This window comes from Streptomyces sp. NBC_00390 (assembly GCF_036057275.1).
Taxonomy (GTDB): Bacteria; Actinomycetota; Actinomycetes; order Streptomycetales; family Streptomycetaceae; genus Streptomyces.
On sequence record NZ_CP107945.1, the window covers coordinates 5,681,110 to 5,696,505 of the forward strand.

Annotated in this window: 14 protein-coding genes; 10 read left to right on the forward strand and 4 right to left on the reverse strand. The window is 70.7% G+C overall.

The genetic code is table 11. The annotated features are described in order from the left end of the window. Positions 1 to 78: 78 nt before the first annotated feature. A complete protein-coding gene (locus OHS70_RS24945; RefSeq protein WP_328400692.1) occupies positions 79 to 666 on the forward strand; it encodes a helix-turn-helix domain-containing protein in 588 nt (195 codons plus the stop codon). Next, complete coding sequence (locus OHS70_RS24950; protein ID WP_328400694.1) at positions 663 to 1,991, forward strand: MFS transporter; 1,329 nt, start codon at positions 663 to 665, stop codon at positions 1,989 to 1,991. Before OHS70_RS24945 ends, OHS70_RS24950 begins: the two co-directional genes overlap by 4 nt. On the opposite strand, the gene OHS70_RS24955 is transcribed toward OHS70_RS24950, so the two are convergent. Further along, the gene (locus tag OHS70_RS24955) at positions 1,963 to 2,418 is read right to left on the reverse strand and encodes a pyridoxamine 5'-phosphate oxidase family protein (protein ID WP_328400696.1); all 456 of its coding nucleotides are present in this window, start codon (positions 2,416 to 2,418) and stop codon (positions 1,963 to 1,965) included. The two genes, OHS70_RS24950 and OHS70_RS24955, sit on opposite strands and share 29 nt — an antisense overlap. A gap of 145 nt (positions 2,419 to 2,563) precedes the next feature. Between OHS70_RS24955 and OHS70_RS24960 the strand changes: the two genes are divergently transcribed. Genes OHS70_RS24960 through holA form a run of 3 tightly spaced genes read left to right on the forward strand, consistent with a single transcriptional unit; the run spans position 2,564 to position 4,735 of the window. Then, on the forward strand, positions 2,564 to 3,403 hold the full coding sequence (locus OHS70_RS24960; protein ID WP_328400698.1) for an arylamine N-acetyltransferase family protein: 840 nt from the start codon (positions 2,564 to 2,566) through the stop codon (positions 3,401 to 3,403). Positions 3,404 to 3,454: 51 nt separating this feature from the next. Beyond that, the gene (locus tag OHS70_RS24965; RefSeq protein ID WP_328400700.1) at positions 3,455 to 3,700 is read left to right on the forward strand and encodes a hypothetical protein; all 246 of its coding nucleotides are present in this window, start codon (positions 3,455 to 3,457) and stop codon (positions 3,698 to 3,700) included. A 45-nt stretch (positions 3,701 to 3,745) separates the two neighbouring features. Then, on the forward strand, positions 3,746 to 4,735 hold the full coding sequence (gene holA, locus OHS70_RS24970) for a DNA polymerase III subunit delta (protein ID WP_328400702.1): 990 nt from the start codon (positions 3,746 to 3,748) through the stop codon (positions 4,733 to 4,735). A 345-nt stretch (positions 4,736 to 5,080) separates the two neighbouring features. On the opposite strand, the gene rpsT is transcribed toward holA, so the two are convergent. Next, positions 5,081 to 5,347, reverse strand: coding sequence for a 30S ribosomal protein S20 (gene rpsT / locus OHS70_RS24975; RefSeq protein WP_328400704.1), 267 nt, complete (start codon positions 5,345 to 5,347; stop codon positions 5,081 to 5,083). A gap of 241 nt (positions 5,348 to 5,588) precedes the next feature. Here rpsT and lepA point away from each other — a divergent pair, with 241 nt between their 5' ends. The 5 genes from lepA (at position 5,589) to OHS70_RS25000 (ending at position 13,769) form a co-directional block, all read left to right on the forward strand. Then, a complete protein-coding gene (lepA, locus tag OHS70_RS24980; RefSeq protein ID WP_328400706.1) occupies positions 5,589 to 7,454 on the forward strand; it encodes a translation elongation factor 4 in 1,866 nt (621 codons plus the stop codon). Positions 7,455 to 7,790: 336 nt separating this feature from the next. Then, positions 7,791 to 9,680: an AMP-dependent synthetase/ligase gene (locus OHS70_RS24985; protein ID WP_328400708.1), complete on the forward strand. Its 1,890-nt coding sequence runs from the start codon at positions 7,791 to 7,793 to the stop codon at positions 9,678 to 9,680. A 135-nt stretch (positions 9,681 to 9,815) separates the two neighbouring features. Beyond that, entirely contained in the window at positions 9,816 to 11,777 is a 1,962-nt protein-coding gene (locus OHS70_RS24990; RefSeq protein ID WP_443062652.1) for a SpoIIE family protein phosphatase, read from the forward strand. Between the two features lie 80 nt (positions 11,778 to 11,857). Then, complete coding sequence (hemW, locus tag OHS70_RS24995; protein ID WP_328400710.1) at positions 11,858 to 13,099, forward strand: radical SAM family heme chaperone HemW; 1,242 nt, start codon at positions 11,858 to 11,860, stop codon at positions 13,097 to 13,099. Positions 13,100 to 13,199: 100 nt separating this feature from the next. Continuing rightward, the gene (locus OHS70_RS25000; RefSeq protein ID WP_328400713.1) at positions 13,200 to 13,769 is read left to right on the forward strand and encodes a Uma2 family endonuclease; all 570 of its coding nucleotides are present in this window, start codon (positions 13,200 to 13,202) and stop codon (positions 13,767 to 13,769) included. Here OHS70_RS25000 and OHS70_RS25005 read toward each other — a convergent pair. Further along, the gene (locus tag OHS70_RS25005; protein ID WP_328400715.1) at positions 13,766 to 14,584 is read right to left on the reverse strand and encodes a DUF3097 domain-containing protein; all 819 of its coding nucleotides are present in this window, start codon (positions 14,582 to 14,584) and stop codon (positions 13,766 to 13,768) included. The two genes, OHS70_RS25000 and OHS70_RS25005, sit on opposite strands and share 4 nt — an antisense overlap. 74 nt (positions 14,585 to 14,658) lie before the next feature. Further along, the gene (locus OHS70_RS25010; protein ID WP_328400717.1) at positions 14,659 to 15,381 is read right to left on the reverse strand and encodes an MBL fold metallo-hydrolase; all 723 of its coding nucleotides are present in this window, start codon (positions 15,379 to 15,381) and stop codon (positions 14,659 to 14,661) included. Positions 15,382 to 15,396 lie beyond the last annotated feature (15 nt).

Below are 15,396 nucleotides of genomic sequence, written 5' to 3' on the forward strand. Positions count from 1 at the left end.
CAGGCCTTGCAAGGGAAATCCTTGTAAGGGAAGCTTTCTAAAGATAGCTTTACAAGCATGCCGGACGCTGGAGTGCCCATGGAGCCATCTCGCCGCACCATCACCCTCACCGACCCCCGCGCCCTGCGCGCCTACGCCCATCCGACCCGGATGCGGCTGGTCGGACTGCTGCGCCACCAGGGGCCGTTCACCGCCACCACGGCGGCGGAGCTGACCGGCGAGTCCGTGGCCAGCTGCTCGTACCACCTGCGCATGCTGGCCAAGTACGGACTCGTCGAGGAGGCCGGGGGCGGCCAGGGCAGGGAGAAGCCGTGGCGGGCGACGGCCACCTACACCGAGTGGCCCGACCACTCCGACGACCCGGCCGTCACGGAGGCGGCCACCGCGCTCGGCACAGCGGTCGCGGAGCTGTACTTCGAACGCATGACCAAAGCCATGGAGAGCCGCCATCTCCTTTCCGCGCAATGGCAGGAGGCCGAGTCCTTCGGCGACACCATGCTCTACCTCACCCCCGAGGAACTGGTGCGCGTGCGCCATGAGATGAACGCCGTGCTCGCCCCCTACGAGGACCGGAACAACGATGCCTCGCTCCGTCCTGAGGAGTCCCGGCCCGTCGAGTTCCTGAGGATCGCCTTCGTCCGGCGCGAATCCACGCAGCGCTCATGAAGGGCGGGCTGTCGGCACGTGTCCCGCTCCTGCTGCGCGAGACCGCCTTCCGCCGCTTCTGGGCCGGCCAGACCGCTTCGCTGATCGGCGACCAGATCTCGCTGATCGCCGTTCCGCTCACCGCCGTGCTGGTCCTCGGTGCCGGTGCCGCCGAGATGGGCTGGCTCAAGACCGCCGAACTGCTGCCCGCCCTGCTGCTGAACATCCCCGCGGGCAGCTGGGCCGATCGCCGGCCGGACCGCCGGCGCATCATGATCGCCACCGATCTGGCCCGGGCCGCGCTCCTGGTCTCGCTCCCCGTCGCCTACGCCCTGGACGCGCTCAGCCTCGTCCAGCTCTATGTCGTCGCCTTCGGCGTCGGCGCGCTGACGGTCCTTTTCGAAGTCTGCCACGCCACCCTGTTCGTGGCCCTGCTCCCCGCCGAGCGCTTCGTGCAGGGCAACTCCCTGCTCAACGGCAGCCGTTCACTGTCCTGGCTGACCGGACCGAGTATCGGGGGGCTGCTGGTGCAGACGCTCACGGCGCCGGTCGCGCTGCTCGTCGACGGGCTCACCTACCTGGCCTCGGCGGGCTGCCTCGCACGCATCCGGACCGAGGAACCGGTGCCCGCCCCACCCGGCAAGGGCCAGTTCACCGAAGGCATGCGCTGGATGCTCAAGGACCGATCAATGCGTGCCGTGACCGCGGCTTCCGGCACCGTCCAGTTCTTCAACTTCATGTTCCACACGCTCTTCGTCCTGTACGCCACAACCGAACTGGGCCTGAGCCCGGGCGTTCTGGGGGCCGTACTCGGAGCCGGAGCCGTCGGCGGACTGCTCGGCGCCGTCTGCACCACCAGGGTTGTCGGCCGGTTCGGGATCGGCCCGTCCATCGTGGCCGGCTTCGCCGGATTCACCCTGCCGCTGCTGCTGATACCCCTGGCCCAGGGGCCGCGGCCGCTGGTCGTCGGCATGCTTGTCGCGGGCGAGTTCCTCTCCTGCGCAGGCGTGATGCTGACCGACATCGCGGCCTCCTCACTCCAACTGGCAATGATCCCGGAGGCCATACGCTCACGGGTCCTGGGCGCCTGCCGCACGCTGAACCACGGCTTCCGCCCGCTCGGAGCAATGACCGCGGGTGCCCTCGGCACCGCGATCGGACTGCGTCCGACCCTGTGGATAGCCACGGCCGGGGCCGTGCTCTCGGTCGTCTGGCTGCTGCCCTCGCCCGTGCCGCGCATCCGCACGCTCCCGGGCGCGCCGGCACACAGCCCCGCGGCCGACTCTCCGCCGGCCGCGCCGGACCCCGGGACGGAGGTCAGTCCAGCCAGCGACCGTCGCGCATGAGAAGCCGGTTCTCCTGTTCGTTCACCTCGCGCCAGGCCTTCACCACATGAGGGGTGATCCGGAAGAAGACCCACGCCTGCCCGTCCCTCGGGTCCCAGTTCAGCTTCGCCGCGAAGGCGTCGGCGGACTCCTGCTCCAGTTCGGAGGTCTCGACGATCTCGGCGTGTCCTTCGATGTGCACCACATCGCGGGTGGGGCCCACGGTGAGTGCGACTTGGCCCCGGGGCGTGATGTTCCGCGCGGTCGGGTTGGTGCGGCGGGTGCACATCACCAGGGTGCCGCGGTCCCACAGGAACGACAGAGGCATGAGAGTCGGTTCGCCGTCAGGCGACGCCGTGGCCACCCAGGCGTCGTGGTCCTCCGTCAGCCGGGCGAGGGTGTCCTGCTTGCGCTGCTCCCGGCTGCGTGCCGGCTCCCGAGTCGTCATACCCACACGCTAGGCAGCAGGCCCCGTCCGGCGCGTCCGACCACGGGCGGGCAGGCCTCCGTCGATCGGCCTAGGACCAGGGTGCGCGGTGTCTCGGCCCATGAGCGCATGGCGCGGCAGCGGGCCGCCGACGAGGATGGACCCCATGGAAACACCGTCCCCACAGGCAGATGAGCGGGAGCAACGGCCGTCCGTGCCGTCGGCGGAGACCGTCGACGCCTATCTTCGCCGTATCGGAGCCGCCCGGCCCGAGCGGACGGATGCTGCGGCCCTGCGCGAGCTGCAACTGCGGCATCTGCTCACCGTGCCGTTCGAGAACCTCTCGATCCACCTCGGTGAGAACCTCGTCATCGAGGAGAAGCCGCTGCTCGACAAGGTCGTCCGGGCCCGACGCGGAGGGTTCTGCTACGAACTCAACGGCGCGTTCGCCGCGTTGCTGCGCGACCTCGGCTTCCGGGTGACGCTGCTGCAGGCCCGGGTCTTCGGACCGGGCGGGCGGCTGGGGATCCCGTACGACCACATGACCCTCCGCGTCGAGACCGCCGACGGCACCGGTCCCTGGCTGGCCGATGTCGGATTCGGCGACCACAGCCACCACCCGCTCGCACTCGAGGAGCGGGGCGAACAGCGCGATCCGGCGGGGACGTTCCGGATCGCACAGGCGCCCGACGGGGATCTCGACGTACTGAGGGACGGCAAACCGCAGTTCCGGCTCGATCGGCGCCCGCGCGAGCTGGCCGACTTCGAGGCCGGTGCCTGGTACCACCGCACCTCGCCCGCCTCCCACTTCACGCAGTCCCTCGTGTGCTCCAGGCTCACCGAGGAAGGCCGTGTCACGCTCTCCGGCCGCAAGCTGGTCACCACTGTGGACGGTGAGCGGGAGGAGCGTACGTTCGCGGACGACGCCGAGGTGCTGGCCGCGTACCGGCACCACTTCGGGCTGAGCCTGGACCGCGTCCCCGAGGTCCGGCCGTCCCACGACTGAGCAGCGGCGCAAGGGGAAACCGGAGCCCGCCGGAGGCGGCACAATACTGCGGTGGACGATGTGAGACATGTGCTGGTGCTGCCCGACCGCGACGCCGCTGAGGAGGTCGTCGAGGCCATCGGCGACCGGTTCGGCGTGAACGACGAGCCCCAGTTGGTACGGGACGCCCTGGCCGGTGAGGACGACGCCGAGGACGTCCAGTGGCTGGTGGTCGTCGAGGACCCGGACGGCACGCTGGACGCGGCGGCGCTGGACGAGTTCGTCGCCGACTGGGACGGCTGGCGCGAAGCCCACTGACGGGTCCCCCGGCGCTGTCGGCGGCGCATGGGATGCTTGTCGGCGATGGCCACCAGGAAGAATTCGACCGACGAACCGCTCGCCCCCGTCACACTCGCCGTGGGCCAGGAGGACCTGCTCCTCGACCGTGCCGTGCAGCAGGTGGTGGCGGCCGCCCGGGCCGCTGACGCCGACACGGACGTACGCGACCTCACCGCCGACCAGCTCCAGCCCGGCACCCTGGCAGAGCTGACCAGCCCTTCGCTGTTCGCCGAGCGCAAGGTCGTGATCGTGCGCAATGCGCAGGATCTCTCCGCCGACACGATCAAGGACGTCAAGGCGTATCTCGGCGCTCCGGTCGAGGAGATCACCCTGGTGCTGCTGCACCCCGGCGGCGCGAAGGGCAAAGGCCTGCTGGACGCGGCCCGCAAGGCCGGGGCGCGCGAGGTCGCCTGCCCCAAGACCACCAAGCCCGCGGAGCGGCTCACGTTCGTCCGCTCGGAGTTCCGTGCGCTCGGCAGGTCCGCGACCCCCGAAGCGTGCCAGGCGCTGGTCGACTCGATCGGCAGCGATCTGCGGGAGCTCGCGAGCGCGGTCTCCCAGCTGACCGCCGATGTCGAGGGCACCATCGACGAGGCGATCGTCGGGCGGTACTACACCGGCCGGGCCGAGGCCTCCAGCTTCAATGTGGCCGACCGGGCGGTGGAGGGCCGTGCGGCCGAGGCTCTGGAGGCGCTGCGCTGGTCGCTGTCGACCGGGGTCGCCCCGGTGCTGATCACCAGCGCGCTGGCCCAGGGCGTGAGGGCGATCGGCAAGCTGTCCTCGGCCCGCGGCGGCCGGCCCGCCGATCTCGCCCGTGAACTGGGCATGCCGCCCTGGAAGATCGACCGGGTGCGCCAGCAGATGCGGGGCTGGACGCCCGACGGAGTCGCGGCGGCGCTCCGAGCGGTGGCCGAGGCGGACGCCGGCGTCAAGGGCGGCGGCGACGACCCGGAGTACGCGCTGGAGCGGGCGGTTGTGGCGATCGCCCGCGCGGCCCGTTCCGGCCGCCGCTGACGCGGCGCGATTCCGTACGGGCGTGCCCGGCCCCGTGGGGCTTCCGTGTGAGCGTGTCCGGTCCCGTCGGGTTCCGTACAGGCATGCCTGTACGGAACGGAGGCGTACGGTCCCGCCTGGTCCCGGTGCCGCACGTACGGCATCGCCCCGTGGCACCGGGCCCCGGAGTCACGCACGACAAAGGCCCCGGCCCGCGGTCCTGGGGAAGGACGGCGGCCGGGGCCTTTGTTCACAATTGGTGCGCCGCACCCGCGTGGCGAACGCAGGCCGCGTGCGGCGCGAGGGGTGCCGGTCGGGAGCGGATGAGAGGGCCCGCTTGATCCCTAACGGCGGTCAGTCACGAGCTCAGCCCTGCAGGGAGCCAACCTTGGCAGCCAGCGCCGACTTCTTGTTGGCGGCGGCGTTCTTGTGGATGACACCCTTCGAGACAGCCTTGTCGAGCTTGCGGGACGCCTCACGGACGGCCACGGTGGCCTTCTCGACGTCGCCGGCGACGACGGCCTCGCGGGCCTTGCGGATCGCGGTCTTGAGCGAGGACTTGACGGCCTTGTTGCGCAGGCGCGCCTTCTCGTTCGTCTTGTTCCGCTTGATCTGGGACTTGATGTTCGCCACGAAAGAGCCTTCTCAGGTTCGATGAACTTTGATGTCGTGTCCCTCCCCCGCAACCCTCCGGGTACGAGACGCCCTCAGGGAGGGCACGAGACACAGCTGCCCAGGCTACCAGCCGCTGGTCGGACGGCCCAAACCGGGCACAGTCCCGTACGCGTGGGACGATGGACCACGTATCGATAGCGACATCGACCCCAGCCGAGCCTCACCCGACCCGGCATCTGCCGAAGAATCAGGACCCTGCGTGCCCGCGACTCCTCCTCATGTGCCCGAGCCGAGCCGTACCGACCCGGCTCTGATCCGCAATTTCTGCATCATCGCGCATATCGACCACGGCAAGTCGACCCTTGCCGACCGGATGCTGCAGCTGACCGGTGTGGTCGAGCAGCGGCAGATGCGTGCTCAGTACCTCGACCGGATGGACATCGAGCGCGAGCGCGGCATCACGATCAAGTCCCAGGCGGTCCGACTGCCGTGGGCGCCCACCCAGGGTGAGGGCCATGGGAAGACCCATATCCTCAACATGATCGACACCCCCGGGCACGTCGACTTCACCTACGAGGTCTCCCGCTCCCTGGCCGCGTGCGAGGGAACCGTCCTGCTCGTCGACGCCGCCCAGGGCATCGAGGCGCAGACCCTCGCCAACCTCTACCTGGCGATGGAGAACGACCTCACCATCGTCCCGGTCCTCAACAAGATCGACCTGCCTGCCGCCCAGCCGGAGAAGTTCGCCGAGGAGCTGGCGAACCTGGTCGGCTGCGACCCGGACGACGTGCTGCGCGTCTCCGCCAAGACCGGCGTCGGCGTCGAGGCCCTGCTCGACCGCGTGGTCAAGGACGTCCCGGCCCCGGTCGGTGTGGCCGACGCCCCCGCCCGCGCGATGATCTTCGACTCGGTCTACGACTCGTACCGCGGTGTCGTCACCTATGTACGCGTCATCGACGGCCAGCTCAACAAGCGCGAGCGCATTCGGATGATGTCCACGGGCGCCACCCACGAGCTGCTGGAGATCGGCACCAACTCCCCGGAGATGCTGCCGGCCGACGGCCTCGGCGTCGGTGAGGTCGGCTACCTGATCACCGGTGTGAAGGACGTCCGCCAGTCCAAGGTCGGTGACACCATCACCACCTTGCACAAGGGCGCCACGGAGGCACTCGGCGGCTACAAGGACCCCAAGCCGATGGTGTTCTCCGGCCTGTATCCGCTGGACGGCTCGGACTACCCCGAGCTGCGTGACGCGCTCGACAAGCTGCAGCTCAACGACGCCGCCCTGGTCTACGAGCCGGAGACCTCCGCGGCCCTCGGCTTCGGCTTCCGCGTCGGCTTCCTCGGTCTGCTGCACCTTGACGTGATCCGGGAGCGGCTGGAGCGCGAGTTCGGCCTCGACCTGATCGCCACCGCGCCGAACGTGGTCTACCGCGTCCTCATGGAGGACGGCACCGAGCACACGGTCACCAACCCGAGTGAATTCCCCGAGGGCAAGATCTCCGAGGTGTACGAGCCGGTCGTACGGGCCACCATCCTGGCGCCGAGCGAGTTCATCGGCTCGATCATGGAGCTCTGCCAGACCCGCCGCGGCACGCTGCTCGGCATGGACTACCTCTCCGAGGACCGGGTGGAGATCCGCTACACCCTGCCGCTCGCGGAGATCGTCTTCGACTTCTTCGACCAGCTGAAGTCCAAGACGCGCGGTTACGCCTCGCTCGACTACGAGCCCACCGGCGAGCAGGCGTCCAGTCTGGTCAAGGTCGACATCCTGCTGCACGGCGACAAGGTCGACGCCTTCTCCGCCATCACCCACAAGGACGCTGCGTACGCATACGGAGTGCGGCTCGTCGCCAAGCTGCGCGAGCTGATCCCGCGGCAGGCGTTCGAGGTGCCGATCCAGGCCGCCATCGGCTCCAGGGTCATCGCCCGGGAGACGATCCGCGCCATCCGCAAGGACGTGCTTGCCAAGTGCTACGGCGGTGACATCTCCCGTAAGCGGAAGCTGCTGGAGAAGCAGAAGGAAGGCAAGAAGCGGATGAAGATGGTCGGCAGCGTGGAGGTGCCTCAGGAGGCCTTCATCGCGGTGCTGTCCAGCGACGAGGGCGGCAAGAGCAAGAAGTAGTGCGGCGGCGGCGAGCGGTCCGTGGGGCGGTTGCCGTCCGGCCTGCGCGGAGTGCGCCGTCCGCCGCCTTCGCCGGCCGCACTCGTGCCGAGAAGCGCCCGTCCGGTCCCCGGATGGGCGCTTCTCGGCCATCTGTGGATATGCCATTCGTTACATGTGGCATACACCGAATGACTGCTCAGGAGAGCCGACCTGCACTCCGTTCGTTATGAAGCGGCAGCCCGCAGGCTCTTACGCGCTGGTCGCGCGCGCTCTACCCTGAGCACGGCTCGATGGTTACTCGCCAGTTAAAGAACCAGCCAGTCGTGCAGTGCTGCCGCAGGCCCGGAGGACGTCGTGAGCGATACCCAGACCCTGATCGAGAACCGACCGCCGTCCGTCGCGGTCCTGTTCGCCGAGCGCGTGGCGGCCACGCCGGACGGCGAGGCCTACCGCTACCCCGTGCCGCCCGCCTCGGGGTCAGGTCCCGATGACTGGAAGTCCCTGAGCTGGGGCGAGGCCGCCGAGCGGGTCTACGCCATTGCCGCCGGGCTGATCGACCTCGGGGTGCGGCCCGAGGAGCGGGTCGCGCTCGCCTGCTCCACCCGGGTCGAGTGGCTCCTCGCCGACCTCGGTGTGATGTGCGCGGGCGGCGCCACCACCACGATCTACCCCTCGACCAATGCCGAGGAGTCGGCGTTCATCCTCTCCGACTCCGACAGCCGCGTGCTCATCGCCGAGGACGCCGCCCAGCTGGCCAAGGCGCGTGAGCGCCGGTCCGAGCTGCCCGCGCTCCACCACGTCGTGGTCATCGACCCGGCCGGGGTGGAGGCGGACGCCGCCGACCCGGAGGGATGGGTTCTCACGCTCGCCGAGCTCGAGGCGCGCGGCGCGCAGTACCTCGAGAAGCACCCGCAGGCCGTCAAGGAGCGGGTCGGCGCCATCACCTCCGACCAGCTGGCGACCCTCATCTACACCTCCGGCACCACCGGCCGGCCCAAGGGCGTGCGCCTGCCGCACGACAACTGGTCGTACATGGCCAAGGCCATGACCGCGACCGGTCTGATCGGCAAGGACGACGTCCAGTACCTGTGGCTGCCGCTGGCGCACGTCTTCGGCAAGGTGCTGACGTCCGGCCAGATCGAGGTCGGCCACGTCACCGCCGTCGACGGCCGGGTCGACAAGATCATCGAGAACCTCCCGGTCGTGCAGCCGACCTACATGGCGGCCGTCCCGCGGATCTTCGAGAAGGTCTACAACGGAGTCGCGGCCAAGGCGCGGGCCGGCGGCGGCGCCAAGTACAAGATCTTCCAGTGGGCGGCCGGGGTCGCCCGTGAGTACGCCAAAGTCACGCAGGACAACTACCGCCGCACCGGCACGGCCACCGCGCCGTTCGGTCTGAGCACCAAGCACAAGATCGCCGATGCGCTCGTCTACTCCAAGCTGCGCGAGGCGTTCGGCGGCCGGCTGCGCGCCGCGGTCTCCGGCTCGGCGGCGCTCGCCCCCGAGATCGGCTTCTTCTTCGCCGGTGCCGGGATCCACATCCTGGAGGGCTACGGCCTCACCGAGTCCAGCGCCGCCTCCTTCGTCAACCCGGGCGAGGCCTACCGCACCGGTACGGTCGGCAAGCCGGTGCCCGGCTGCGAGGTGCGGATCGCGGACGACGGCGAGATCCTGCTGCGCGGCCCCGGCATCATGGACGGCTACCACAACCAGCCCGAGAAGACCGCCGAGGTCCTGGAGCCGGACGGCTGGTTCCACACCGGCGACATCGGCGAGCTCTCCGCGGACGGCTATCTGCGGATCACCGACCGCAAGAAGGACCTGATCAAGACCTCCGGCGGCAAGTACATCGCGCCCGCCGAGGTCGAGGGCCAGTTCAAGGCCGTGTGTCCGTTCGTCTCCAACATCCTGGTGCACGGAGCGGACCGGAACTTCTGCACCGCGCTGATCGCCCTCGACGAGGCGGCCATCCTCGGCTGGGCCAAGGACAACGGCCTGGACGGCAAGTCCTACGCCGAGGTGGTGGCCGCGCCGCAGACCGAGCAGCTCATCGAGGGCTATGTGAAGCGCCTCAACGAGAACCTGCAGCGCTGGCAGACCATCAAGAAGTTCCGGCTGCTGCCGCGCGATCTGGACATCGAGCACGGCGAGCTGACGCCCAGCCTCAAGCTGAAGCGCCCCGTCGTCGAGCGCGAGTACAAGAACCTGATCGAGGAGATGTACGAGGGCTCCCGCGAGGCGTGACGCCCTGCGCAAATCAGCCTTGAAGGGGACGGGACCCCACCCAGTTCGGTGACTTGGCGCTTATGTGCGGGCGCATTCTGTCACTCTGTCGGTGTCATCAAGCGGCGCATTGCCAGCACCGACCAGGAGCCGCACATGGGGTCCCTTCCGATGCAGCGAGACACCGGCACACGCTCCACGCTCGTGTACACGGCGGGAGTCGGCGTGTGTCCGGTCGCCCGGATCACTCTGCCGGGCACGCTTGTCACGCCGTCCGCCGCGCGCCGGTTCGCGCGCGGCGTGCTCGGCGACTGGGCCGGGCTCGGCCTGCTCGGGGTGTGCGCGCTGTGTCAGGGCGGTGACGGCTGCCCTCCCGGCGGGCACAGCACCGACCGGTTCGTCGACGACGTGGTGCTGGTCGTCGACGAGCTCGTCACCAACGCCGTGGTCCACGCGGGCACCGGCGCCGAGCTGCTCTGCCGGTTCGAGGAGTCGACGGTGCAGGCGCCCGCGGCTGTCGTGGTCGAGGTCTGCGACCATCACCCGGCCCGGGCGGTGCACAGCGAACCGCACAGCGCCGATCAGTCGGGCACCCCCGACTACGGGCGTGGCCTGCACCTCGTCGGGGCACTCGCCGAGCGCTGGGGCATCACGTACCACGCCGCGCAGAAGACCGTCTGGGCCCGGGTGCCCGTCGACGGCTGGGACACCCGGTCGCTCGCCGTCGCCGAGCCGGTCAGCCACCGGCGTACCGGGAGCCCGCATCCCGGGCCCGCCGCGGGTGACGAACGCGACTGGGACGGCCGTGGGGCCCTGTCGTTCCTCGCCGAAGCCTCCGATCTGCTCGCCGGACAACTGGACGAGGACATGGTCGTGGCCCTGGCCGGCCAGCTTCTGGTGCCGCGCCTCGCCGACTGGTGCGCGGTCTGGCTGGACGGCGAGAGCGGGCAGCACACGGCGGGCAAGGGCGGTACGGGCACAGCACCGCGGGCGGTCCGGGTCTGGCACAGCGACGAGTCCCGCAGCGAGGAGCTGCGGGAGATGCTGGGCCGGCAGCCATCGCCCCTGCCCGGTGATGCGCGCGGAGGGCCCGTGCCGATCGCCTGGCCCGCCGACGGGGAGCTCGCCTCCGGGGACGGCTCCGGAGGCGACGGCACCGCGCTGGCGTGCCCGCTCGTCGCGGGCGGACGCCCGCTGGGCCGCCTGCTCGTCGCGCGCCAGGGGCTCGCCCCCGTGCCCGACGATGTGGCCGCGCTCGTCGAGGACTTCGCCCGCCGGGTCGCCCTGGCCATCAGCGCCGCCCGCCAGTACACCCGGCAGGCCACCATCAGCCAGGTCCTCCAGCGCGGGCTGCTGCCCAGCAAGGTGGGGCAGATCCCCGGCGTCGACTCGTTCCTGGTGTACGAGCCGAGCGACGACGGGGTCGTGGGCGGCGACTTCTACGACATCTTTCCCGCCGGGAGCGGCGCGCGCTGGTGCTTCGTGCTCGGCGACGTCCAGGGCAGCGGCCCCGAGGCCGCCGTCGTCACCGGGCTCGCCAGGCCCTGGCTCCGGCTGCTCGCCCGCGAGGGGTACCAGGTGGCCCAGGTCCTCGACCGGCTGAACGGACTGCTGCTCGACGACGCCACGGAGGCGGCGGAGTCCGCCGCCGCACTGGTGGCGGCCGCCTCGGCGGGCGGTCAGGGCGTGCCGGAGGGGCCGCAGGCCCGTTTCCTGTCCCTGCTGTACGGCGAGGTGGTCGCCTCGCCCGCGGGTGGCGTGCGCTGCACGCTGGCGAGCGCCGGTCATCCGCTCCCGCTGCTGCTGCGCCCCGACGGGACCGTGCGGGCCGCTGCCGAGCCGCAGATGCTGCTCGGGGTCGTCGACGACGTCACGTACGAGAGCCAGACCTTCGACCTGGAACCCGGCGACACCCTCCTCTGTGTGACCGACGGGGTGACGGAGCGGCGCTCGGGGGCGCGGATGTTCGACGACGAGGACGGGCTGGCCACCGTGCTCGCCGGGTGCACCGGGCTGCCCGCGCAGGGTGTGGCGCAACGGATCAGGGAGGCGGTGTACGCCTTCGCGGAGGCACCGCCCAGGGACGATCTGGCGCTGCTGGTGCTCCAGGCCCGGTGACCCGTTGATCCATGCCCGGTGGGGCCGGTCCGTGGTGTCCGTCACCGGCCCGGACCGGACTACCGGGCCGGTGACGGACAATGGGGGGCATGCCCTCCGTACTGCCTGACGGCGAGCCCATGCCCGTCGACGGCGCGCTGCCCGCGTCCGCCCTCGATCGCGCCGGGGACCGGCCGCTCGCCTTCTACCTGCATGTGCCCTACTGCGCCACGCGCTGCGGCTACTGCGACTTCAACACCTACACCGCCACCGAGCTGCGCGGCTCCGGCGGCGTGCTCGCCTCCCGGGACAACTACGCCGACACCCTGTCCGACGAGATCCGGCTGGCCCGCAAGGTGCTGGGCGACGACCCCCGGCAGGTACGGACCGTGTTCGTCGGCGGTGGTACGCCGACGCTGCTGGATGCCGGCGATCTCGTACGGATGCTGGACGCCGTACGGGAGGAGTTCGGGCTCGCGGACGACGCGGAGATCACGACAGAGGCGAACCCGGAGTCGGTCTCTCCGGAGTATCTGGCGCAGCTGCGGGCCGGGGGCTTCAACCGGATCTCGTTCGGGATGCAGAGCGCGCGGCAGCACGTGCTGAAGGTGCTCGACCGTACGCACACGCCCGGGCGCCCCGAGGCGTGTGTCGCGGAGGCGCGTGCGGCCGGCTTCGACCACGTCAACCTCGACCTGATCTACGGCACCCCGGGGGAGAGCGACGACGACTGGCGGGCCTCGCTGGAGGCGGCGGTCGGCGCCGGGCCGGACCATGTCTCGGCGTACGCGCTGATCGTCGAGGAGGGCACACAGCTGGCGCGCCGCATCCGGCGCGGCGAGGTCCCGATGACCGACGACGACGTCCACGCGGACCGCTACCTCATCGCGGACTCGGTGCTGGGACAGGCGGGCTACGACTGGTACGAGGTCTCCAACTGGGCCACGTCCGACGCGGGCCGCTGTCTGCACAACGAGCTGTACTGGCGCGGTGCGGACTGGTGGGGCGCGGGGCCCGGCGCGCACAGCCATGTGGGCGGCGTGCGCTGGTGGAACGTGAAGCACCCCGGCGCCTATGCGGCGGCGCTGGCGGAAGGGCGCTCGCCGGGGGCAGGACGTGAGGTCCTGTCGGAGGAGGACCGCAGGGTGGAGCGGATCCTGCTGGAGCTGCGGCTGCGGGAGGGTGTGCCGCTGTCGCTGCTGCGGCCGGCGGGGCGGAAGGCCGCTGACCGCGCCCTGGGGGACGGACTGCTGGAGACGGCGCCGTACGGGGAGGGGCAGGCTGTGCTGACGCTGCGGGGGCGGCTGCTGGCGGACGCGGTGGTGCGGGACCTGGTGGACTGATCACTCGACGGGGTGAATCGGTGCGGAGAGGCAGTTCACCTGCCTACGCTGTCCCTAGGCTGCTGCGCGATGGATGCGGCGGACGAGGAGGGCCACGGAGATGACCGCTGTGGATGACCGGCCTGTTGCATCGATTGCTGACCTCTACGAGAACCTGCGCGTTCCCGAGGGGTTCAAGGCTGAGCTCCTGCGGGGGGAAATCGTGATGATGGCCGGGCCCGACTGGGTCCACAACATGGTTGTTCTGCTCGTCGAGCGGCAGATCCCGCTGGACCGCTGGTATCCGCTCCAGACACAGGACATCGCCATCCCGGGCGAGTCGAGCGAACCGCAGCCCGACCTCGTCGTCCACGAGCACGGTGCCTTCGAGGGACCCGGCCGACTTGTCCCCGCCCCGGCCGTCACGCTGGTGCTGGAAGTGATCTCCAAGACCAGCGCTGACCGTGACTACCGTCTCAAGCCGTCGATGTATGCGGCCGGACAGGTGGACGCCTATCTGATCGTCGACCCCTTCGCCGCCCGCTGCGTCCTCCTCACCGAACCGACAGGCTCGGGCGAGGCGGCCCGGTACCAGGTTGAGCGGACCGCCAAATTCGGCGACCCTCTGCCCGTCGACGCGCTGGATCTCACGTTGGACACGTCCCAGTTCCGGACCCTGCCGCGCGACTAGGAGCCTTCGGGCGCCGTCACGAAGTCGATCAGTTCCTCCACCCGGCCCAGCAGCTCCGGCTCCAGGTCCTTGTACGAGTGCACACGCGACAGGATGTGCTGCCACGCCGCGCCCGTGTTCTGCGGCCAGCCCAGGGCGCGGCACACGCCCGTCTTCCAGTCCTGGCCGCGCGGGACCGTCGGCCAGGAGCGGATGCCCACCGACGAGGGTTTCACCGCCTCCCAGACGTCGATGTACGGGTAACCCACGACCAGCACGTGCGGATCCGTCACCGAGGCCGCGATGCGCGACTCCTTCGAGCCGGGGACCAGGTGGTCGACCAGAACGCCCAGGCGTGCGTCCGCGGCGGGGGCGAACTCCGCGACGATCGACGGGAGGTCGTCGATGCCCTCCAGGTATTCGACGACCACGCCTTCGATCCGCAGGTCGTCGCCCCAGACCCGCTCGACCAGTTCCGCGTCGTGGCGGCCCTCCACATAGATGCGGCCGGCCCGGGCGACGCGGGCGCGGGCCTGCGGGACCGCGATCGAGCCGGAGGCCGTACGGGCGGGCCGCGACGGGGCCGCCGCGGAAGGGCGGACCAGGGTGACGACCGTGCCCTCCAGCAGGAAGCCGCGGGGTTCCAGCGGGAAGACCCGGTGCTTGCCGAAGCGGTCCTCCAGCGTGACCGTGCCCGCCTCGCAGCGGATCACCGCACCGCAGAACCCGGTGGTGACCTCCTCCACGACCAGATCGGGTTCGGCGGGAACCTCGGGAACGGGTCCGGACCGCTTCCAGGGCGGTGTCAGGTCGGGGTCGTACTGCCTCGCGCGCATGGGGGCATTCTGCCGGTGGCCGACGGTCGACGGAGCGTCAGGCCCGGGCAGCGGGCCCCCGCGTGCGGCCGCCGCTACTGCACACCGAAGCGCTCCGCCAGCGCGTCACGCTGGCGGCGCACGAACGCCGCGTCCACCACCGCACCGTGCCCCGGGACGTACACCGCGTCCTCGCCGCCGAGCGCCAGCAGCCGGTCCAGCGCGGCCGGCCAGCGCGACGGGATCGCGTCCGGGCCCGCCTGCGGTTCGCCCGACTCCTCGACCAGGTCGCCGCAGAAGACGACCTCGGGGCTGCCCGGCACCAGCAGTGCAAGATCGTGACCGGTGTGGCCGGGGCCCACATTGGCCAGCAGGACCTGGCGGCCGCCGAGCTCCAGCGTCCACTCCCCGCTCACCAGATGCTGCGGCGCCACCAGCAGGTCGGTGGCCTCCGTGGCCGCGTCCGGGTCCACCCCGTGCCGTACGGCGCTGCTGCGCAGTTCGCCGCGGTCCCGCCGCAGCACCGCGTCGACGCCGACCGCACCGTAGATCTCCGCCCCCGCGAACGCGGCCGTCCCCAGCACATGGTCGAAGTGGGGATGGCTCAGTGCGATATGCGTCACCCGGCGGCCGCCCAGGAGGGCCTGCGCCTGGATGCGGAGCTCGGCCCCTTCGCGGATCGTCGAGCCTGTGTCGTACAGGAGAATCGCGTCCTCACCGGCGACCAGACCGATGGTGGCATCCCAGATCGGCATCCTTCGGCGGCCGATTCCGTCGCCGAGTCGTTCCCAGCCGGAGTCTTCCCAAGTGACGTCCATGCGGCGACGCTATCC